Raw genomic sequence first — 22,893 nt, forward strand, 5'->3', positions numbered from 1 at the left:
TTTCGCAAGCAGACTTGCGAAATGCATGGGGATTAGTGTGAAAATTAAAAAGATAATTTTCACACATAAATTTGTGCCTGCGAAATCCTCGGCACAAACTTGCGGCGCGTTGGAAAGGGCATGGCTTAACATGAAATAAAAAGCAGTAGGTGTAAATATGAATTTTAGTATTGATGCAGCATATAAAAGTTTAAATAAAATAAAAGAAGAGCTATGCGGTGACAAAGTAGAACTTCTTAAAACGGTTGATTCCGATATTATGATTCTGGCAGACGGTATGGGAAGCGGAGTAAAGGCGAATATTCTTGCCACTCTGACCTCAAAAATATTAGGAACCATGTTTTTAAACGGGGCCTCTATTGATGATTGCATTGAAACCATCGCCAAAACATTACCCGTCTGTCAGGTAAGGCAGATAGCTTATTCGACCTTTAGCATTCTTCAGGTTTCTCATGACGGGCAAGTCTATCTTGCCGAATTTGACAATCCTTCCTGTATCGTAATCAGAAAAGGAAAAATCTTTTCCCTTCCTTTTACAGAACGTGTTCTGGAAAACAAGGTGATTAGGGAATGCCGTTTCCAGGCTGAACAAAACGATTGCTTCATCCTTATGAGCGACGGAGTAATCCATGCCGGTGTAGGAAACCTGCTCAACTTCGGATGGAGCTGGCAAAATGTCGCCGAATATGCCCTGTCAGCAGCAAAGGAAACCCTCTCTGCCTCCAGACTTGCCAACACATTAATCAAAGCCTGCGACGATTTGTACATGCAGCTTCCGGGTGATGATACAACCGTTGCGATTCTGCGCATTACACAGGCAAGAAGCATTGACCTTTTTACCGGTCCTCCCTACAACCCGGAAGATGATACGCGTTTAATCCATGACTTCATACACAGCCAGGGAAAGAAAATCATATGCGGCGGTACCAGTGCAAATATAGCCTCCCGCATTTTAAAGCGCCCTCTGGTTACCTCTTTGAATTACACGGACCCTTCCCTTCCTCCTATTGCAAAAATGGAAGGCATTGACCTTGTTACAGAAGGTGTTCTGACTCTGTCCAGAGCTTTGGATCTGATTAAGCAGTATAAGGACGGACCCGTTGATGAACAATTCTTTGAAGAGCTTGATAAGGACAACGGAGGTTCCAGGGTAGCCAAATATATTATAGAAGACTGTTCCATCCTATGTCTCTTTGTCGGAAAGGCAATGAATGAAGCCCATCAAAATCCTTCTCTTCCCTTTAACTTAAGCATCCGCCTTCACCTGGTAGACCAGCTAAAGGAAGCTGTGACCGCTATCGGAAAAGAAGTACACATACAATATTATTAGTGAAATGCCTTATATTTCACCAGCCCCGTCTTCCCCAGGCGGCACACCTTAGTACCCGCAAACAACCTTAAAAGGAGTAATAGAATGTTTGGAAATGATACCAATATTGACACTATTAAACAGGAAGTCCTGTACCAGGTAGCAAAATTGTCTTTTCTGGGTGAACTGGATGAAAAGAAAGACGCTCTGCCTTATAAACTCATACCCGGTCCGCAGGCAAACTTTCGCTGTTGTATCTATAAAGAGCGTGAAATCATACGCCAAAGAATCCGTTTAGCCGAAGGGAAATCTCCTTCTGCCGGAAAAGATAATAAAAATATTGTTCAGGTTATTAACTCAGCCTGTGAGGGCTGCCCCATCACACGTTTCGTCGTAACAGACAACTGCCAGAAATGCGTTGGAAAACGCTGCCAGGCTGCCTGTAATTTCGGAGCCATCACTATGCTCCGGGACAGAGCTTACATCGACCCTGCCAAATGCAAGGAATGTACAAAATGTTCCCAGGTCTGTCCCTATAATGCCATTGCTGATTTAATGCGCCCCTGTAAAAAAAGCTGTCCGGTGGATGCGATCACTATGGATGAAAATAACATTGTCGTAATTAATGAAGAACGCTGCATTGACTGCGGCTCCTGCATCAAAAACTGTCCATTTGGTGCCATCTCAGACCGTTCCTTTATCACGGACGTTATCGACCTTTTGCTGAATTCCCCCCGCCCGGTTTATGCCATGCTGGCTCCTGCCTGGGAAGGACAATTCGGCGCAGACATTACCTTCTCTTCCATGACAAACGCAATTAAAGAGCTGGGATTTGCCGGTGTATTCGAGGTTGCTTTGGGCGCGGATTTCGTAGCTGCCAGTGAAAGCGAAGAATGGGCTGAAAGCTACAAGGAGGGAAAAAAGATGACTACCTCCTGCTGCCCTGCCTTTGTTAAGATGATACGCAAGCATTTCCCGCAGCTGGTTTCCAATATGTCGACCACCATATCTCCCATGACTGCTACCGCAAGGCTTATAAAAGCTCTGTACCCGAATGCTGTCTGTGTATTCGTCGGTCCCTGCATTGCCAAAAAAGGAGAAGTTCTGGATACCATCACACTCCAGGGTGCTGATTATGCGCTTACTTTAGATGAACTCGCTGCTATGCTTCGGGCAAAGGAAGTTGAACCGGCCGCCTCCCCTGACACTATCCAGCAAGGAAGCATCTACGGAAAGAAATTCTGTATATCCGGCGGTGTAACTGCTTCGGTTCTTGAGTCTTTAAAAGAAAAAGAAGAAAATGCAGATATAACTGTAAAACAATGCAACGGTGCTTTGGAATGTAAAAAAGCCCTTGCACTTTTAAAGCTGGGAAAGCTTCCGGAAGACTTCCTGGAGGGTATGGCCTGCGAAGGCGGATGCCAAAATGGTCCGGGAGGCGTTTTGACCGGAAGACTGGCAAACGTTAACCGCGACAAATTATTTGGGAAAGCCGATGAGCGCAAAATCCATGAAAACATGGACAATTATAAGGATTTGGAATTCTCCATGCATAGAAAGTAAATCAGGGAGTTATTAATGCCTTAAGAACTTCCCGTCTGTTTCTTTCCGCTGCCTGGAGGAAATGAACAGGTTCATTGATGTGTTCCAGGTAATGGGCGTCGGAATCGTAGATAATCCTGCACTGATTCAGATAAGGATGTTTCTCCTTTAATTCTTTCGTCCTGCCTTCCTCCTTTACTTCCACACAAGTAAATCGGGAGTCCGGAGGGATGAATCCGAGATTTGCTATAAGGCTGTTGGCACTTTTGTCAATATGCGCCGGTATCATTATTCCGTTATAGCCTTTTACCAGATCGTATACCTCATCAAACCCAATATCAGCTGCATTCAGAAGAAGGTACTCTTCCTCCCCATATACTTCATCTTCTTCATTTACCAGAAGCTGTTCTCCAAAAATCTCTGCTTTGTTTTTCACTTTAAAGAGATGGCTGTAAACATACTTGTCAAATTCCATGGCAGCCTCTAATTCCTCAAAAAGGCATAGAACATGTACTTCTTCTCTGGTACAAAGCTCCATTCCGGGAATGGCAAGTATTCCAAAATCATTTGCCTGCTTTAAAAAGGGCGGACAATTCTTACAGGTATTGTGGTCTGTAAGTGCTATTACATCCAGCTCCTTAACAGCAGCCATACCTGCAATATTACCCGGGGTCATGTCCGTATCTCCGCAGGGAGATAAGCAGGAATGAAGATGAAGATCATAAGAAAGGTTATGCATTTAGTAAGTTATAAACCTGCAGGGAAGTCTCAAATACCGGCTCTTCTGCCGCCAATAGCGTAATACCCTGCTCCTTTGCTTTATTTACTGTTTGTTCATCCGGCAGTACCCCTTCTGCCAGAATAATACAGGCCACTTCTGTTAAGGCAGCAACCGCAAGGGTATTAATATTTGCCATAACCGTTACCCAGGCTGCTCCGCTTGGAGCCTTTCCCATAGCAATGCTTAGTAAATCACAGCAATAAGGCACCGAAATTTCCCTGCCTGTATTTTCTCCTTCATTCACCAACTTGAATATGTTTTTTTCAAGAAGCTCTCTTACTGTCATATTCCTGTCCTTTCTAATATTATATTTCTAATTATCAAGCTTACTGATTTCACCGGATAATTTATGAATATACTGTCTTAGGATATGGATGCAGTCCTGCTCTCCGGCAATTCCTCTCACTACATCCTCTGCCAGCGCCTTACAGGTGGGTGCTCCGCAGGAACCGCAGTCAAGTCCCGGGAATTTTTCGCAAAGTTCTTCTACCTTGGCTAACCGCTCAATACTTTCTTTCATATTAAGTCCAAGCTTAAATACCGGTTCATAGGTAACCCCTTCGGTCCATTCCCAATCCTTTACCTTAGCTTGCGGCAGATGATTACAGGCTACCGGCATATATTTGCGGAGACGTTTTAACTTTACTTTCGCCACAAAAGGATTTTCAACTGTAAGTACTCCTCCCACACAGCCTCCGTTACAGGCATTCAGCTCAATAAATTCCAGAGCGGAAAATTTCTGGTCCTCCAAATCTTCCAATACCCTGATTACATTTTCAATACCATCGGCAGCAAGATAATTATCCGTTAAGAGGCCTCCCGCTTCTCCGCCGGTGCCTCCCCAGCTGATACCTATTTTACCGGATATGGCAAGATCCTCGACTTCTCTTTTCTCCTCCACTTCCTTCATAAGGCTTAAAAGTCTGGGATAGATATCCTTGATGGCAAGAACACCGTCCACATCGCTCTTTTCATATCCAAGGGGATCCTTTACGGCACTTACTTTGGCAGGGCAGGGTGAAATAAAGATTATTCCAATCTTATCCCCGGGAAGTCCCGTGTCTTTCATAGCCCTTTCCCTTGCCAGGGAAGCTGCCACATCAACCGGTGCTTTTATAGGAAGAAGATGCTCAATCAAATTTGGAAACCGCACCCTGATTAACCGTACTACAGAAGGACAGGCCGTGCTGATAAGCGGCAAATCCTCCTGATGCTCTTCAATATACTTTCTTGACAATGCCGAAACCACTTCCGCCGCTCCGCTGACTTCATACACATCATCAAATCCGAATTTCTTTAATGCCGTCAATACTATATTTACGTCCTCCAGGTTGTTAAACTGCCCGTACAGAGCAGGCGCCGGAAGGGCAACCGTGTATTCATAGTTATTTAATATGCTGATGGGATCATACACCGCCAGCTTTGCGTGATGGGGACAAATACGAATGCATTCCCCACAGTCAATACAGAATTCCTTTGTAATGACAGCTTTTCCTTTCCGTACCCTGATAGCCTGAGTAGGACACCTCTTAATGCAATTTATACACCCCTTGCACAAATCCTCCTGCAGGCGGACGGCAGTAAAAAACTTATCCATACCTACTCCTATCTGACTATTGCAACTTAACCGACATAGTCACAGTAGTCCCTATCCCCAATTCTGTTTCTATATTCATCTCATCCGAATACTTCTTCATATTAGGAAGCCCCATTCCGGCTCCAAACCCCAGCGACCGGACCTTATCCGGCGCCGTAGAATATCCGGCCTGCATGGCAAGATCAATATCCGGTATTCCAGGCCCCTTATCCTTTAACACCATCAGTATTTCCTCCGGCGAAATCGTAACCTTGATTTCCCCTCCATGAGCATGGATTACCATATTAATTTCGCCTTCATACATGGCAATGGCAACCTTTCTTACTGACTCCGGGCTAACCCCCATCTGTTTCAGTTTTGACTTAACATCACTTGAAGCTTCTCCGGCCCTCGTAAAATCATCTGCTGATATGTTATACTTTAACTCTATTTGCTGACTCAATGGGAAGCACCTCCCCTTAATCCTTTCTCATAAAGCCTGCCGCAGGCAGAAAACATCTGACGGTTCGTGGCAAGAATCACGATATGGCTGTCCTTTGCCAGCTCAATCATAACCTCATCCGGCCTCTTTCCCCTGACAAACACAATACAGATAATATCCATCATTTCCGCAGTCCTGATAACCTGTGGATTGCAAAGTCCCGTAAGCAGTACGGATTGATCCTTTACAAAAGCAAGAACATCACTCATCATATCCGAACCGCAGGCTGTATGAACCTCTTTGTTCAGATGCTCTTCTCCGCAGATAAGGCTGGCACCTAATATATCCATTACATCCTGAATGGTCATAATAACCTCTTTCCTGAACATCCAATCTTTGACTGGATGTTCATTAATTGGTAGTTGAAAATTTCACCGCCGAAACCTTCGTTTTGTATATTTGTGTTCATATTTCTTCCGCTATAAATCATCTCCAGTATATCATTGCCAAACATTTTTTTCAATGCTTATCATTTTTGTGTATTATCATTACATTTTATCGAATTTAGTTTGTAAGATTTGTTAAATTTAAGTTACCTGTAGATTTTTTATCAATACCATGTTATACTGATGTTGTTTGTCGAAAGAAGTTTATCTATAGTTCGGCAGGTAGCGTATAAAACAGCTAAAAAATCAAGGAGGTTAAAGAATGAGTTCCCAGAAGAAAACAGTTCCATTCAACGGTTCCAAGGAGCAGGAAGCGGAACTTCTCAAAGTCATTAATGCTCATAAACATGACAAAGGTGCCTTAATGCCTGTCCTGCAGGAAGCACAAGAAATCTACGGCTATCTACCCATAGAGGTTCAAACTATCATATCAAATGAGATGGATATTCCCCTCGAAAAAGTATATGGTGTAGCAACCTTTTACTCACAATTTTCCTTAAATCCCAAGGGAAAATATAAAGTTTCCGTATGTTTAGGTACTGCTTGCTATGTAAAAGGTTCCGGAGATATTTTTAACAAAATTTCCGAGCTTCTGAAAATCGAAGGCGGCGAGTGCACCCCTGACGGCAAATTCTCCTTAGATGCCTGTCGCTGTATCGGTGCCTGTGGTCTGGCCCCTGTCCTTACAATCAATAGTGATGTATACGGAAGGCTTACTGTAGATGATGTAAAGGATATAATTGCTAAATACGAGTAACAAATTCCATGATGACTGAAATTTCATTAAACATATTAGATATTGCACAGAATTCGGTAAATGCCCATGCCACTCTTATTGAAATATTGGTAGATATCAATCAGGGCACAGATTTTCTAACGGTAAAAATCAATGACAATGGCTGCGGGATGACAAGTGAACAGGCTATAAAAGCACAGGATCCTTTCTATACAACAAGAACTACCAGAAAGGTAGGCCTTGGAATTCCATTTTTCAAGCAGGCATCCTTAAACTGCGGTGGTGAATTTCACCTGGACTCTGCTCCCGGAATCGGGACAAAGATAAAAGCCACTTTTAAACTGACCCACATTGACCGAATGCCTTTAGGCGATATGACAAGTACCATGTACAGCTTAATAACTTTTTATCCGGATATTGATTTTCTCTATACCTATAAGGTAAACAAAAATTTCTTTGTACTGGACACAAAAGAATTACGCGGTATACTTCATGATGTTCCTTTAAATGACCCCGAGGTTTCATCCTTTGTCAAGGATTTCTTAAAGGAGAATCATGCAGAATTGAACGGTGATACTTACTTTTAATTATAAAAATCCCCATGCATTTCGCAAGTTCACTTGCGAAACTGCTTAAATAGAAAGTGAAAAATGCTTTCTATTTTTCACATTATATATCTAGATAAATATAAAACAATCTTGTAGTTATTTCTTATTTATTGACAAGTTTTTAACAATGGCGTTTTATTAAAAAAATAAGGAGGATATCTTATGAAAACTCTTGAAGAGTTAAAGGCCATCAGAGAAAAAATGCAAGGCCAGATCGGTCTTCGTTCTGAAACTGCCAGCCAGACCAGAGTGGTTGTCGGTATGGCTACCTGTGGTATTGCAAGCGGTGCAAGACCTGTACTCACAGCTCTTTCTGACGCTGTTCAGGAAAAAAATCTTACAAATATCGCTGTTGTACAGACCGGATGCATCGGACTGTGCCAGTATGAACCTATTGTGGAAGTATTTGAACCCGGTAAAGAGAAAATAACCTATATAAAAATGACACCGGAGAAAGCACTGGAAGTTGTAGAAAAACACCTTATCGGCGGTAAGGTAGTTGAAAAATACATTATCAGTTCCGAAGGGAGGATATAAAGCATGTTTCGTTCACATGTATTAGTTTGCGGCGGCACAGGATGTACTTCCTCCGGAAGTGTTAAAATAATTGAAGCTCTGCAAGAAGAAATCAAGAAAAACGGCCTGGAAAAGGAAGTATCCGTTGTTCAGACAGGCTGCCACGGTCTTTGTGCCTTAGGTCCCATCATGATCGTATATCCCGATGCCTGCTTCTATTCCATGGTAAAGGAAGAAGATGTTTCGGAAATCGTATCCGAGCACTTATTAAAGGGAAGACCCGTACAGCGTCTGTTATATACTGAAACCGTTACAGAAGACGGAATCAAATCTTTAAATGAAACCGATTTCTATAAGAAGCAGCACAGAATTGCTCTTCGTAACTGTGGTGTTATTAATCCCGAAAATATTGAAGAATACATCGGAACCGACGGATATTCGGCATTAGGTAAAGTACTTACCGAATATACTCCCGATGATGTAATACAAACCCTCTTAGACAGCGGTCTTCGCGGTAGAGGCGGCGGCGGTTTCCCTACCGGATTAAAGTGGAAGCTTGCCAAAGGAAATGACGCTGACCAGAAATATGTATGCTGTAATGCCGACGAAGGCGATCCAGGTGCTTTCATGGACCGTTCCGTTTTGGAAGGTGACCCTCACGTAGTATTAGAGGCTATGGCTATTGCCGGTTATGCTATCGGCGCATCCCAGGGTTATATCTATATACGTGCAGAGTACCCTATCGCTGTTGAACGTCTTCAAATTGCCATTGATCAGGCAAGAGAATACGGAATGCTTGGAGACAACATCTTCGGAACAGGCTTTAATTTTGATATCGGTTTAAGACTTGGTGCCGGCGCTTTCGTTTGCGGTGAGGAAACAGCTCTTATGACCTCCATCGAAGGCAATAGAGGTGAGCCTCGTCCCAGACCTCCTTTCCCTGCACAGAAAGGTTTATTTGGAAAACCTACTATATTAAATAACGTAGAAACCTATGCTAACATTCCCCAGATTATCTTAAACGGTGCACAGTGGTTTTCATCCATGGGTACTGAAAAATCCAAGGGAACCAAAGTATTTGCTCTCGGCGGTAAGATTAAGAATACCGGCCTTGTAGAAATTCCTATGGGTACAACCTTAAGAGATGTTGTAGAAGAAATCGGCGGCGGTATTCCTAACGGAAAGAAATTCAAGGCAGCTCAGACCGGCGGTCCTTCCGGCGGATGTATCCCTGAACAGCACTATGATATTCCTATTGACTACGATAATCTGATAAGCATTGGCTCCATGATGGGTTCCGGCGGTCTTATCGTTATGGATGAAGACAACTGTATGGTGGATATCGCGAAATTCTTCTTAGAGTTTACCGTAGATGAATCCTGCGGAAAATGTACGCCTTGCCGTATCGGAACAAAGAGACTATACGAAATACTTGATAAGATTACAAAGGGCCAGGGAACCTTGGAAGACCTTGATAAATTAGAGGAACTTTGCTATTACATCAAAGACAACTCCCTCTGTGGCTTAGGCCAGACAGCTCCCAACCCCGTACTTTCTACTTTGAAGTACTTTAGGAATGAGTATGTTGCCCATGTTGTAGATAAAAAATGCCCTTCCGGCGTATGTAAGGCACTCCTTTCCTATGTTATCGATGCAGACAAGTGCAAGGGCTGTACTCTTTGCGCAAGAGTATGTCCGAACGGTGCTATCGAAGGTAAGGTTAAGGAAGCACATGTTATTCACCAGAACAAGTGTATCAAGTGCGGTGCATGTATGGAAAAATGCCGTTTTGGTGCTATATCTAAACAGTAAACCTGTTTCTACTAATTTATAGGAGGTTAAAGATGGAAACCGTTAATATAAAAATAAACGGTACAGAGATCGCTGTACCCAAGGGCTCCACTATTCTAGAAGCTGCAAAGTTAGCGCACATTGAAATACCTACTCTTTGCTATCTGAAGGAAATCAACGAAATCGGAGCCTGCCGTATCTGCGTAGTAGAAGTAAAAGGCGCCAGAAGCCTTGTTGCTTCCTGTGTATATCCCGTAAACGAGGGTATGGAAGTATTGACCAATACCCCCAAAGTATTAGAATCCAGGAAAAAAACTCTGGAATTAATCCTTTCCACTCATGACAGAAAATGTTTATCCTGCATAAGAAGCGGTGACTGCGAACTTCAGAAATTATGCAAGGATTTAAAGGTAGAGGATGAAGGCCGTTACGACGGAGAAAATCCGAAATACGATATTGATTATTCCGCAGCACATATGTACCGCGACAATAACAAATGTATTCTTTGCAGACGCTGTTCCGCTGTCTGCGACAAAATTCAGAGCGTAGGTGTTATCGGTCCTAATGACCGTGGCTTTAAGACTAACATTGCATCACCCTTTGATATGGGTCTTGGTGACACAAGCTGTGTATCCTGCGGCCAGTGTATCGCAGTATGTCCTACCGGTGCATTATCTGAGAAAGACTACACATCCGATGTATTTGCAGCAATTGCAGATTCCACAAAGCATGTTATCGTTCAGACGGCCCCTTCCGTTCGTGCAGGACTTGGCGAAGAATTCGGCCTTCCTATCGGTACCAACGTAGAAGGCAAGATGGTAGCTGCTCTTAGAAGACTTGGCTTTGATAAGGTATTTGATACCGATTTCGCTGCTGACTTAACAATTATGGAAGAAGCTCATGAATTCCTTGACCGTGTGCAAAATGGCGGTGTACTTCCTTTAATCACCTCCTGTTCACCCGGCTGGGTTAAATACTGCGAGCACTATTTCCCTGATATGACAGAGAACTTATCCAGCTGTAAATCTCCTCAGCAGATGTTTGGTGCTACCGCTAAGACCTACTATGCAGAGAAGATGGGCATTGATCCGAAGGATATCGTAATGGTAAGTATCATGCCTTGTACCGCTAAGAAGTTCGAAGTAGGAAGAGATGACCAGGAGGCAGCAGGAGTAGCCGATGTGGATATCGCTCTTACCGTAAGAGAACTTGGAAGAATGATAAGCCGTGCAGGTATTAACTTTACTTCCCTTCCTGATGAGGAATTCGATTCTCCTCTTGGTATGTCAACAGGTGCCGGTGTAATCTTCGGTGCTACCGGCGGTGTTATGGAAGCTGCACTTCGTACCGCAGTGGAAGAGTTAACCGGCGAAGAATTAAAGAGCCTTGATTTTAAGGAAATAAGAGGTATCAAGGGTATTAAGGAAGCTACTTACAATGTAGCAGGAATGGACGTTAAGGTAGCAGTTGCTTCCGGCCTTTCCAATGCCAAAGAGCTTCTTACAAAGGTTAAGAACGGCGAAGCAGAATATCACTTTATTGAGATTATGGGTTGCCCCGGCGGCTGTGTAAACGGCGGCGGTATGCCTCAGGTTCCTGCTAACATCCGTAACTTTAATGATATCAGATCTATGCGTGCCAAGGTATTATATGATCTTGACACCTCCATGTCTTATAGAAAGTCCCATGAGAACCCTGCTATCAAGCAGCTTTATGCCGAATATTTTGGTAAACCCGGCAGCCATAAGGCTCATGAGGTTCTTCATACAAGCTATGTTAAGAGAACAGTTAACAGCGTAAAATAAGCAGTGACTTAAGAGGAGAGTAACTACTCTCCTCTTTTTTATTCCAGCCCATATACCATATACTGAATTTCTGTATACGTTTTCAGCAACAGATGAATTGACCCTGTCTTTTAATATGCGTATATAGAAAAACGATTTGCAAACCCTATATATTACTGGTATATGGATTGTCAAAATATGATTTATACATTTAAAATACAAGAGTAAAGTTATGGAAATGTTCATTATTTATCAAATATTAGTTGACAAATACATTATATATAATATAATAGACCCATAATATTTACGAGACAAAGCGGTCGCGAAAAGGTTTCCTTTTTGCGGCCGTTTTTTGTTTCCATTAAAAAGGAGGAACATTTGTGATAAAAGTGAAAAAATTAGTGGCATTATTCTTTTCTCTTGTTTTGGTATTATCCTTAACTGCCTGCAGCGGTAAAAACACGGAAGAAAAGACGAATAATGCAGGTACAGATTCACCTGCCGCTACAGAAGGTACGGATGAAAATGCTGCCGGCGGCAATGTATTAAATGTTCAATTCGATGTGGAAGTTGCTTCTTTGGATCCGCAGATAGCAACGGACGGTACTTCCTTTGAAGTATTATCTGATGTTACAGAAGGTCTCTACACCATTGACGCTTCCGGTCTTCCGGCACTTGCAATGGCACAAGACGTACAAAAGAGCGATGACGGACTTACCTATACCTTCACCTTAAAGGACGCAAAATGGTCTAACGGAACTCCCGTTACTGCGAAAGATTTCGTATTTGCCTGGAGGAGATTGGTAGATCCCACAGTTGCCAGTGAATATTCCTTTATTGCAGAAATCGCAAACATCAAGAATGCTGCCGATATTATCGGAGGCAAAAAAGGTATTGAAGAATTAGGCGTAACAGCAAAGGACGACAAGACCTTAGAAGTTCAGCTTGATGTTCCGGTTCCTTTCTTTGAATCCCTGTTGGCATTCCCTTCCTTTCTGCCGGTAAATGAAGATTTCTTTACCAACGCAGGGGATAGCTACGGTACTTCACCGGATACGATTTTAAGCAACGGTGCTTTTAAGATTACATCTTATGAGCCTGCTGCAACTACTATTTCCTTAGTAAAAAATCCTGACTACTGGGATGCTGGCAAGGTTGGTTTGGATGGCATCAATTATCAGGTAATCAAGGATTCCCAGACAGCTATGCTTTCCTATCAGAACGGTGACTTAGACGTTGTTACCCTTTCCGGTGAGCAGGTAGAACAGTTCCAGGCTGATACAGAGTTCCACAATATTATGGCTGGTTACTTATGGTACATCTCCCCGAACCAGAAGGTAAAAGGACTTGAGAACCTGAATCTTCGTATGGCTCTGGCACTTGCCTATGACAAATCCGCTATCGTAAGCAATATCTTAAAAGATGGTTCTATTGTAGCTGATTTTGCTGTTCCTACTCTCCTTGCTACCGGTCCTGACGGAAAAGATTTCCGCGAAACCACTGGTACTTACCTTCCCAGTGATAAGACAAAAGCTCAGGATTACTGGAAGAAAGCTCAGGCAGAGCTTGGCATAGATAAATTAACATACACCATGATTGTTGAAGATACGGAATCTGCTCAGAACGTTGCACAGTTTATCCAGTCTGAAATCCAGACCACTCTTCCCGGCATTACCATTAAGATTGAAACCATGCCGAAGAAAAACCGTGTAGAAAGAATGCAGTCCGGCGACTTTGAACTTGGACTTACACGTTGGGGTCCTGACTATTCAGATCCTATGACATATCTGGATATGTGGGAAACCGGTAATCCAAACAACTATGGTTTCTGGTCTAACTCTGACTATGATGCTATTATCGAATCTGCCAAGAAAGGCGAACTTGCCTTAGATCCTGCTAAGAGATGGGAAGCCTTAAAGAATGCAGAAAAAATTGTAATGGATAATGCCGTAATCTTCCCTGTATATCAAAAGGGTGATGCCGTAATGATTAAATCCGGTGTAGAAGGCATTGAATTCCACTCTGTAGGCATTAACCGTATCTATAAGGATGCAACGAAGAAGTAGATTGGAATTAATGACTGAACTTATTAACCTGGACTTTTGATTTCAATTATGGATGTTGGAATAATAATTCAGATATTATTGAAATATTCTATTAAACAGATATCCATATATATATTTATGACGCTGTCAGGCGTGTTAACTCACCGTTGACAGCGTCATTTATGCATTGTATATGGTAAGGAGAGTGGTTACGTGAAAAAATATATACTTAAAAGGGTAGCAATTTCTATCGTGACATTATTGGTAATCCTGCTGGTATTATTCCTAATGCTTGAATTTATGCCAGGTTCACCATTTAACGATGAAAAACTGACTGCTGCACAAAAGGCAATCTTAAATAAAAAGTATGGCTTGGATAAACCAATGCTCATAAGGTTTTTTAATTACATTAAGGCAATGCTCTCCGGTGACTTCGGAGTTTCCTATACGATATCGAAAAATACACCTATTACATCCCTCCTTCAGACAAGGCTTCCCATATCCTTAAGGCTGGGCGGACAGGCGATTCTTATTGGAACCGTTATAGGTCTTATTCTGGGTCTTATTGCTGCCATAAAGCATAATACCATATTCGATACTATCACAACGGTTATTTCCGTATTGGGTGTCAGCCTTCCTTCCTACGTATTCGCCATGGCTTTGATATATGGTTTAGGCTTTCGTTTAAAATGGTTTCCTATCCTCTATGATGTAAAGAAACCTTTTGACTCCTCGATTATGCCTACGATTTCCCTTTGCATGTTTACCATTGCAACTGTTGCCAGATTTACAAGAACTGAAATGCTTGAAGTCCTGGGCTCTGATTACATGCTGCTTGCGGAAAGCAAAGGTATTAACAGCTTCCGCCTCATTTTCAGGCATGCTTTAAGAAATGCCCTGATTCCTATCATAACTGTTCTGGCCCCTCTGGTAGTCGGTCTTATGACAGGAAGTCTGGTAATTGAAAAGCTCTTTTCCATACCGGGCATCGGAAGTCTTTTAGTATCTGCCATACAGTCCAATGACTACAATGTTGTAGTGGCCCTGACCTTTATCTACAGCTTAATGTACATTGGCATTATGCTAATAGTCGATATCCTGTACGGTGTTATCGATCCCAGAATCAGACTTGTAAAGGGGGCTGGCAATGAATAATCCAAACATAAAAACAGAATTTCTGCCTGGTGATTTTGACCTTCTAGGAAGTGAAAAGATATCCCAGATAGATGAAACTTATGCAAGCCAATCCTATTGGCATGATATCCTAAAGCGCTTTACAAATAATAAGGGGGCCGTTGTGGGACTTATCTTCATCCTCCTGGTTATTCTTATGGCTATAGTAGGTCCTCACATGAGCGGCCGCACGTACTATGACCAAAATATCACCCACCAGAACCTGGCTCCAAGAGTTCCGGGACTTGAAAAGATCGGCTTTCTGGACGGTTCGGAAAAAATGCACACCTCCCAGGGAGCAATAAAGCAGAACAAGTACATTTCGGCTGACTCTTCTAAAACAACCGGTCTTGAAGATGTTTATTACTGGTTCGGCACCGATGTACTGGGACGCGATATCTTCACGAGAACCTGGATCGGAACCCGTATCTCTCTCTACATTGCTCTGGTAGCCGTTTTAGTAGATATGTGCTTTGGTATGGGATACGGACTTATCTCCGGCTATTTTGGCGGCAAGGTGGATATGTTCCTTCAGAGATTTTCAGAAATATTAAACGGAATTCCTACTCTTGTTATTGTAACTCTTTTGATTCTTGTATTCAGACCGGGATTGCTGACCATTACCCTGGCCCTGGCTATAACCGGCTGGATTGGTATGAGTAAGATTGCAAGAGCTCAGGTATTGAAACTTAAGGAGCAGGAATTTATCCTGGCTTCAAAGACATTGGGTGCCAAAGATTTCTTTATTATATTCCGTGAAATCCTTCCGAATATATTTGGGCAGTTAATTGTTATGTCCATGTTTTCCATTCCCAATGCCATCTTTACCGAGGCCTTCTTAGCCTTTATCGGTCTTGGTGTGCCGCAGCCCCTTGCTTCTCTTGGTACTTTAATCAGTGATGCCTTTAAATCCTTTACCACCCATCCTTACATGATTGTATTTCCAGTTATTGTTCTGGCAATTATCATGTTAAGCTTTAACCTGGTGGCTGACGGCCTAAGAGATGCCTTTGACCCGAAGATGAAAGAGGTATAGTTGAAAGGAGCATGGTTATAAAAATGGAAAATAAGAAAAAAGAGAAAGTCCTCTCCATTAAGGACCTGTCAATAACTTTTAAAACCTCTGCCGGCGAAGTGAATGTCATAAGAGGCATGAATCTCTCCCTCTATAAAGGAGAAACCCTGGCTATTGTTGGTGAAAGCGGCAGCGGTAAATCCGTAACTGTAAAAGCCATTATGGGCATCTTAAGCAATAACGGCAGAATAGACAGCGGAAGCATCGAATTTACCTATCACAGGGGAGACAAAGAGATAAAGGAAGATTTATTAAAATTCTCCAAAAAAGAAATACGGAGACGTATCAATGGAAAGCGTATCTCTATGGTATTTCAGGACCCTATGACCTCCTTAAACCCCACCATGACGGTTGGTGCGCAGATTATGGAAGGTATGATTTACCACTATAAAACGCCTAAGAAGGAAGCTTACCAAAAGGCTGTATCCCTCTTAGAGTTAGTTGGCATTACCAATCCGGAAAAGCGCATGAAGAATTATCCTCATCAGCTCTCCGGCGGTATGCGCCAGAGAGTTGTCATTGCAATTGCCCTGGCCTGTGACCCTGAGCTATTAATCTGTGATGAGCCCACCACTGCGCTGGATGTTACTATTCAGTCCAAGATACTGGAATTAATTAAGGACATTCAGGAAAAGACAGGCATATCCGTTATTTATATCACTCATGACTTGGGCGTTGTTGCAAAGGTAGCAGACTATGTAGCCGTTATGTATGCCGGAAAGATTGTAGAAAAGGGTACTGTGGATGAGATTTTCTATGATCCGAAGCACCCTTATACCTGGGGACTTCTCTCTGCCATGCCGGACCTTAACTGTAATGATGACAAGCTCTATACCATACCAGGAAGTCCGCCAAACCTCTTGCACCGGATTGAAGGAGACTCCTTTGCACCCAGAAATATCTATGCCCTTAATATCGACTTTCGCAAGGAGCCGCCGATGTTTCACATTACCGATACCCATTATGCCTCTACCTGGCTTCTTCATGAAAATGCTCCTAAGGTGGAGATGCCGGGAGAATTACGCCAAAGAATTGATTACATGCTAAAGGAGGCGAAATAAGATGGCACAGCCCTTATTGGAAGTAAAAGATCTAAAGCAATATTTTAGAATAAACCGCCGCTTTATCATAAAGGCCGTGGACGGCGTCTCTTTTGTACTCTATCCCGGTGAGACCTATGGCCTGGTAGGAGAATCCGGAAGCGGAAAATCCACCATCGGCCGTTCCATCATAAGACTTTATGAACCGACAGAAGGTGATATCCTCTTTCAGGGTGTGAATATATCCGGGAAGCTTTCCGCCAAGGATACCACCCATCTAAGGACCAAGATGCAGATGATATTCCAGGACCCCATGGCATGCTTAAATCCCCGCAAGAAGGTCATAGATATCATTGCACAGGGACTTGATATCCACCATATGTATGCCTCACAGCAAGAGAGAAAGGAAAAGGTCTACCGCATACTTGATATGGTTGGTCTTTCAAGAGAACATGCCAACCGCTACCCCCACCAGTTTTCCGGCGGACAAAGGCAGCGTATCGGTATCGCCAGAGCCCTGATTATGAATCCTGACCTGATTATTGCAGACGAAGCCATCAGCGCTCTTGATGTATCCATACAGGCACAGGTTATTAATCTTATGAAAGATATTCAGCAGGAAACCGGAACTGCTTATCTTTTCATCGCCCATGATTTATCGATGGTAAAGTATATTTCAGACCGCATTGGTGTTTTGCATCTGGGACATATGGTTGAGACCGGAACCAAGGATGAGATATTTCAAAACCCTATTCATCCTTATACCAAATCCCTGCTCTCTGCCATCCCGCAGGCCAATCCTAAGATAGAAAAGAAACGGATTGCCATGTCCTACGATTATGGCACCAGCGGAATCGATTATACAAAAGGAGTGCAGCAGCATATCGGCGGACAGCATTATGTACTGGCTACCGAAACAGAGCTAAAAGCCTGGACATAAAGGCTGTGGCTAAAAAGGCTGTGAAATAGAAATGAGTGTAAGCAGTAACAAAGGAGATATTCCTTTTGTCAGGCTTACACTCATTTTTATTTCACACTAACACCCATGCATTTCGCAAGTTTACTTGCGAAACTGCCTAAATCAAAAGTGAAAAATGCTTTCTATTTTTCACACTAGCTCCCATGGCATAAATCATCTGCTTGCAGATGATTTACTGCCTCAAATCAGGGTGTGAATTATGCTTTTAATAATTCACACTACTCTTCACCGCCGCAACAGCCTCCGGAGGAAGAACCGGCAGAGGGTGTGTAATTTCCCACTTCACTTTTGATTTCATCCAGGTTGACATTCTTAACATCATCCACTACCTTTACATAACCGTGAAGCATATTCATACTGCACTGAAAAGTGTAATCCGCTGTGGTAGGAAGCCAGGGAGTTTCTGTCTCCTTTGTTAAGTCAATCTGCCCCTGATATTCCGGAAATACCACAGTACTGTTGCAGCTGTTTAAATCCTTGCCTTCAAACTTAATCCTGGCATCCACACCCTTTTGCAGTACAATGACGGCTGGTGTGTATCCGTTGCCATCTACTGTAACAGTTACTTCCTGCTTTCCATCCTTTACTTCGGCAACCGTTATATTATCAGTAGGAATCTTGCCGTTCTCAAAACCTTTTGGCGTCGTACCGCAGCAGCCGCCGGATGTACTGCTATCCTCCAGCAGATTTTGGCTCTTTGATATAACCGTATCTTTACCAGATTCGGTATTGATATTATCTACCACCTCTATGCTGCTTCGTATCATTCCCATCCAGCAGGAATAAGGAATTGTACCTGTCTCGTCAGGGGTAAATTCAATGATATTGTCCCCTTCCTTTAAGGCCGCCTGTATGTTATATTTTGGTATGATAATTGTATCATTGCAGCCATTGAGGTCCTTCTTTTCAGCCTTTATGATCCATTTAACAGGAACACCTTTTTGCACTACGATAGGCTCATAGCTTCCTGACTGCAGTTTCGTTGTAACAACCTGGACATTTTCTTCTACTTTTGCTGTATTTCCCGCTTCTGCTGTAATGGAGGCATGGACAAGGTCAATGCCGGATAAGCTTAAACCTCTGTTTAGCATAATAACTCCAAGGGCCATGACCAGCGCAGCGCTTATCTTCATCATCTTCTTCGTATATTTACTGCTTAACAGCCCTGCTACGGCACTAAAGCCAAACATCAGAGGAACGGTACCAAGACTGAATAGGAGCATGGACAGGGCCCCTCCTATAAAGCTCCCTGTTCCAAGGGCATACAGCTGCATGGACTGAAGAGGTCCGCAGGGCATTAATCCGTTTAAAAGTCCGATATAAAAAGGTCCTTTCATTCTTCCTGACGCCGCCAGTTTCTTTCGGAATATCTTTGGCATGCGGGGCATGATTTTTCTTAAAGCCGGAAAAATGTTCAGCATATTCAGCCCCATAACTACCATGAAGATACCGGAGATTACTGCTACTGCTCCTCTCGCCGTACCCGACAGGCTTATAACAGAACCAAAAGCCCCCACGATACCTCCAATAACCGTATAAGATACTACCCTGCCGGCATTATATAAAAGTCCCGGCTTATATTTTGATATTCCGCTTCCCGCTGTCTCCCTGGCATTAGCAGGCACACACTGGGATAGATTGATTCCTCCGCACATGGCAATACAGTGGACCGATGTAAGAATACCCACTAAAAACAATATTCCATAGCTCATATTCTGATTTATCTGAGGCACAAACTGAAAGACACCGGTATTTTTCTGTATCAAATAAACTGCAAGCAGTATAATTCCGATTCCAAGTATTTGGTTTAAGCCTTCCGCACCCTTACCTGTTTTTCTGTCCTTTTCTCTGCCAATGCCATAATCCAGTTTTTCAATTTCCTTTTCTATCTGCCCCTGGCTTATCACCTGGGAGTTGTAGGAAATAACTGCATTTGCATTCTTATAGCTGACCTTTGCTTTCTCCACTCCTTTTAGCTCATTCAGTCTTTTTTCAATTTTAGCTTCACAGGATACGCAGGACATTCCTTTAATGGAAAGGACCAGACCGGTCAGGGTACTGTTAAAAACCCTGCTTCCCGCAGGCTTGTTTAAAACCCGGTAACCTAAGCTTTCCACTGCATCCGCTAACTCTTCCAGGCTTACTTCTTCTTTTTCATATGTCAGATAAATATTGGCGCTTTGCAGGACTGCTTTTACCTGCAGAACTCCTTTACAGGCTCTAAGTACTTCTTCTATCTTTTCCGCACTTATCTCATCCTTAAGGCCTTCGACCATAAGAACCCCATGAATCTTAGTATTCTCCATACCCTTCCTCCTGTACTTGCTCACTCAAAAATATAATCTTATTGTAGCTGTCCGATATGGAGATACTATGGAGATTTTTCTAAAAATAACTTGTATTTTTTTACAGGATATAAATTTTGAACTTTTTAGTCTTCTATTAAAATGATAACCGTTTCTTTTAAGTCTTTTTTATCCATCCACAATTTATCAATTTTCATATCTTCATCCCATATAGAAGGATATACCTCCTGATTTACAAAGAAAGTACGCTTTTTGCTGTTCTTCTTGCAATAGTGTATCTGCAGCAGGCTATTTTGGTATTTCAGGCTGAACTGATAGTTTTCAAAAGGAATCCAGGCTGCAGGCTGCAGAAAGAATCCGCCGTATTCCGCCTGAAAGCCGAAGACAAAGCGCAGAAGAATCTTTAATACTACATTGGAACTTCCCGTCTGCCAGTCCTGCATGGATTCCCCGTCAATATTTAAGAAAAGATTATCACCATAGGAATTTGGCATTACATAAGGGGAGCAGGATATATGTTCATGGGTAAAGGGCAGAATCTTCCTTAATTGTTCCCAGGCTTTTTCCGGTTCCCCCATCATAAATAATGCCATAATTCCAAAGGCAGTGGCGTGAATATAAGCAGCACCGTTCTCTGCTGTACCTGGAGGCAATTTATAAATCCGTCCGACTCCCGGAGTATCCGGCTTAAAATACGGCTCAAAGGTTTTAAGTCCAAATCGGGAATCCAAATGTGCAAAGGCCTCCAATATCATTTCTTTTCTTTCTCTATCCTTTTTGTACAGGCCGCTTATTACCCAGAAAGCATTGGAGGTAATCCCATAACGGGAAACCAAATCGGGATCCTGATAGCTTCCTACATAATAGGCCTGCCTGTCGCCCCAGCCGTGTACAATCCGCTTCTCTCCCTCTTCATTCTCTATTACTGCATGTCTTTTAAGGCCCTTTTCTATTTCCTCCGATACCTTTTGATAGCTTTTAATTATTTCCTCATAGCCACCCAGAAGTTGCAGCAGCTCCTCCATATCATAAAGATTCTGATATACCTGAAGAGTTACCATAACCGATACCCCGTTGCCAAACTCCCCTGTACCGTCCATGCTCACTCCCAATCCGTCAAGGGCATCGTTCCAATCCCCGTAAAGTGCCCTGATACAGCCCGTCACCGGGTCCTGATTCTGTATGAGATAATCCATAATACAAAGCATATGGGCCAGGACACTGTCCGTCTTAGCGCTTAATCTTACACTTCTTCTTTTCTCATCCACAATCTCATAATAGCCGCAGGATTCTTCTAATATTTCAAAATCTCCGGTGAATTTCAGATAGGCCGTCAACGTATTGATGACCCATACCCCCTGGTCGATAAATTCTCTTAAATCCATTACCGGTGCCGCATCCTTGCTAACCGGAAGGGCATACTGCCTTGGGCATCTTCCATTTGGCGCAATAAAGCCTAAGGCTTCCAGCATTTTAGCTCTTGCTGCTTCCGGGTTATAATACAGCATCCCTTCTATTGCCTGAAACACATCCCTTATACCAATCAGGGAACTCTCTGCCAGCTGGACATATCCTTTAATCAAAGAGCAGAAGGTAACCTGGTACTTTAGATAGGTAAAAAAATGTGTGAACACCCTGTTATCAAAACCTTTTACGGCAGAAGTTCCGAATTCAGCCAATAATCTTTTATCTTCCTCCTTCTCTTCCCTGTTCTTAGCCTGGACCAGTTCATCAGTCTGACAGGGATTCTGCTTTTGTAATAATAACTCGAGATCTTTCGAACTATCCGAATGGATGCAATAGCGGAAGGTAAGCTCCAAACGTACGGACTGGCGGGCAGGAACAGAAAAATATAGCAGTTCTCCTGCAATGGCAGTATCATTAAATGCCGTAGTATGGACTGCCTTTCCAAACCCTCCTCTCTTTAGAGCTTCCCCAATATGTAGACTGCTGTAAATTCCGCCCACATACTGGTATCTGGATGTTGTGGCCTCCTGCTTTTGTAAACGGCACCCCTCTGTCAGGATTACCTTCTGTTCAAGGACACCATAATTGGTAACGGATTTCGTGCGGGATAAATCTTCATTGACAGAAAAGATAAACCGTCCGGAGTCATCGGTCCCGCCTTTTTTGAACTCCCCCTTTCGAAACCATCTGTGCTCTGAATTCTCAAAGATACTATTGCTTAAAAATGGGTTAACATAAGGCGATAAATAGAATTCCTGCTCTTTGTCTCCAAAGTTTTGCATTAAAACCGTAAAGTACATTCCTTTCTTTTCATCTGCCAGCACACGAATAGCAAACCTCATCTGTCTGACTTGTGTGATATAGTTAGTACAGGTCCTGTTAAAGACCGTATACCGTATAACTTCCGGGAACTTTGTTTCCGGAAGCCTTGGTACTGCCAGCAAAGAAAGGACCTCATAGTTATCTTCTCCCTTCCATCCTGCAAAGAAAGCAATCTTTGGTTCCTGCCCCTCATTTGCCCGTATGAAGGGAGAAAACAGTCCATCGTTTGCATGCATATACCCGGAAGCATAGGTCCAGAAATTAAATCCTTTTGTGCCGTAGGGAAAGCGGTTATCTCCGTCCTTTCTCGGAAAGCACAATATGCTCCCGTCACTAAGAAAATACGTATTTCCCGGCATCGCACAGATTTCTTCACTTTTCTCCTGTATCAGCTGCAATTGTTTTGCGTAGAAATCAATCTCTTCCTCCATCCTCATATATAGCGGCCTCCCTTC

General features: G+C 42.9%; 19 protein-coding genes. 12 read left to right on the forward strand and 7 right to left on the reverse strand.

What is annotated here, in order from left to right; genetic code table 11:
• The first annotated feature begins 157 nt into the window (after positions 1–157).
• Positions 158–1,330 (forward strand): SpoIIE family protein phosphatase, encoded by a 1,173-nt coding sequence (locus BUF11_RS19200; RefSeq protein WP_073590490.1) that lies wholly within the window; start codon positions 158–160, stop codon positions 1,328–1,330.
• 84 nt (positions 1,331–1,414) lie between these two features.
• Positions 1,415–2,872 carry a 4Fe-4S dicluster domain-containing protein gene (locus BUF11_RS19205; RefSeq protein ID WP_073590491.1) on the forward strand — a complete coding sequence of 486 codons (1,458 nt, stop codon included), beginning with the start codon at positions 1,415–1,417 and terminating at the stop codon, positions 2,870–2,872.
• 1 nt (position 2,873) lies between these two features.
• Here the strand turns inward: BUF11_RS19205 and BUF11_RS19210 are convergent, their stop codons facing one another.
• Genes BUF11_RS19210 through BUF11_RS19230 form a run of 5 tightly spaced genes read right to left on the reverse strand, consistent with a single transcriptional unit; the run spans position 2,874 to position 6,018 of the window.
• Positions 2,874–3,590: a PHP domain-containing protein gene (locus BUF11_RS19210; RefSeq protein ID WP_073590492.1), complete on the reverse strand. Its 717-nt coding sequence runs from the start codon at positions 3,588–3,590 to the stop codon at positions 2,874–2,876.
• Complete coding sequence (locus BUF11_RS19215; RefSeq protein WP_073590493.1) at positions 3,583–3,918, reverse strand: hypothetical protein; 336 nt, start codon at positions 3,916–3,918, stop codon at positions 3,583–3,585. Before BUF11_RS19215 ends, BUF11_RS19210 begins: the two co-directional genes overlap by 8 nt.
• 27 nt (positions 3,919–3,945) lie before the next feature.
• Positions 3,946–5,229: a [Fe-Fe] hydrogenase large subunit C-terminal domain-containing protein gene (locus tag BUF11_RS19220; protein WP_073590494.1), complete on the reverse strand. Its 1,284-nt coding sequence runs from the start codon at positions 5,227–5,229 to the stop codon at positions 3,946–3,948.
• Positions 5,230–5,245: 16 nt separating this feature from the next.
• Positions 5,246–5,671, reverse strand: coding sequence for an ATP-binding protein (locus BUF11_RS19225; RefSeq protein WP_073590495.1), 426 nt, complete (start codon positions 5,669–5,671; stop codon positions 5,246–5,248).
• A complete protein-coding gene (locus BUF11_RS19230) occupies positions 5,668–6,018 on the reverse strand; it encodes a DRTGG domain-containing protein (RefSeq protein WP_073590496.1) in 351 nt (116 codons plus the stop codon). The genes BUF11_RS19225 and BUF11_RS19230 overlap by 4 nt, the downstream gene beginning before the upstream one ends.
• A 340-nt stretch (positions 6,019–6,358) precedes the next feature.
• Here BUF11_RS19230 and BUF11_RS19235 point away from each other — a divergent pair, with 340 nt between their 5' ends.
• From BUF11_RS19235 to BUF11_RS19280, 10 genes are all read left to right on the forward strand, one after another.
• Positions 6,359–6,853 carry an NADH-quinone oxidoreductase subunit NuoE family protein gene (locus tag BUF11_RS19235; protein ID WP_073590497.1) on the forward strand — a complete coding sequence of 165 codons (495 nt, stop codon included), beginning with the start codon at positions 6,359–6,361 and terminating at the stop codon, positions 6,851–6,853.
• Positions 6,854–6,861: 8 nt separating this feature from the next.
• Entirely contained in the window at positions 6,862–7,419 is a 558-nt protein-coding gene (locus BUF11_RS19240; protein WP_073590498.1) for an ATP-binding protein, read from the forward strand.
• Between the two features lie 183 nt (positions 7,420–7,602).
• Complete coding sequence (locus BUF11_RS19245; protein WP_073590499.1) at positions 7,603–7,977, forward strand: (2Fe-2S) ferredoxin domain-containing protein; 375 nt, start codon at positions 7,603–7,605, stop codon at positions 7,975–7,977.
• A 3-nt stretch (positions 7,978–7,980) separates the two neighbouring features.
• Positions 7,981–9,768, forward strand: coding sequence for an NADH-quinone oxidoreductase subunit NuoF (locus tag BUF11_RS19250; RefSeq protein WP_073590500.1), 1,788 nt, complete (start codon positions 7,981–7,983; stop codon positions 9,766–9,768).
• 32 nt (positions 9,769–9,800) lie between these two features.
• Positions 9,801–11,552 carry an NADH-dependent [FeFe] hydrogenase, group A6 gene (locus BUF11_RS19255; protein WP_073590501.1) on the forward strand — a complete coding sequence of 584 codons (1,752 nt, stop codon included), beginning with the start codon at positions 9,801–9,803 and terminating at the stop codon, positions 11,550–11,552.
• 359 nt (positions 11,553–11,911) lie between these two features.
• Positions 11,912–13,597: a peptide ABC transporter substrate-binding protein gene (locus BUF11_RS19260; RefSeq protein ID WP_073590502.1), complete on the forward strand. Its 1,686-nt coding sequence runs from the start codon at positions 11,912–11,914 to the stop codon at positions 13,595–13,597.
• Positions 13,598–13,789: 192 nt separating this feature from the next.
• Positions 13,790–14,731 carry an ABC transporter permease gene (locus BUF11_RS19265; RefSeq protein WP_073590503.1) on the forward strand — a complete coding sequence of 314 codons (942 nt, stop codon included), beginning with the start codon at positions 13,790–13,792 and terminating at the stop codon, positions 14,729–14,731.
• Complete coding sequence (opp3C, locus tag BUF11_RS19270; RefSeq protein WP_073590504.1) at positions 14,724–15,785, forward strand: oligopeptide ABC transporter permease; 1,062 nt, start codon at positions 14,724–14,726, stop codon at positions 15,783–15,785. The genes BUF11_RS19265 and opp3C overlap by 8 nt, the downstream gene beginning before the upstream one ends.
• A 23-nt stretch (positions 15,786–15,808) precedes the next feature.
• Positions 15,809–16,885: an ABC transporter ATP-binding protein gene (locus tag BUF11_RS19275; RefSeq protein ID WP_073590611.1), complete on the forward strand. Its 1,077-nt coding sequence runs from the start codon at positions 15,809–15,811 to the stop codon at positions 16,883–16,885.
• Between the two features lies 1 nt (position 16,886).
• On the forward strand, positions 16,887–17,804 hold the full coding sequence (locus BUF11_RS19280) for an ABC transporter ATP-binding protein (protein ID WP_073590505.1): 918 nt from the start codon (positions 16,887–16,889) through the stop codon (positions 17,802–17,804).
• 257 nt (positions 17,805–18,061) lie between these two features.
• On the opposite strand, the gene BUF11_RS19285 is transcribed toward BUF11_RS19280, so the two are convergent.
• Positions 18,062–20,149: an urease accessory protein UreH domain-containing protein gene (locus BUF11_RS19285; RefSeq protein WP_084558773.1), complete on the reverse strand. Its 2,088-nt coding sequence runs from the start codon at positions 20,147–20,149 to the stop codon at positions 18,062–18,064.
• Between the two features lie 125 nt (positions 20,150–20,274).
• Positions 20,275–22,875, reverse strand: coding sequence for a GH36-type glycosyl hydrolase domain-containing protein (locus BUF11_RS19295; protein WP_073590506.1), 2,601 nt, complete (start codon positions 22,873–22,875; stop codon positions 20,275–20,277).
• Positions 22,876–22,893 lie beyond the last annotated feature (18 nt).

This window comes from Anaerocolumna xylanovorans DSM 12503 (assembly GCF_900143645.1).
Taxonomy (GTDB): Bacteria; Bacillota; Clostridia; order Lachnospirales; family Lachnospiraceae; genus Anaerocolumna; species Anaerocolumna xylanovorans.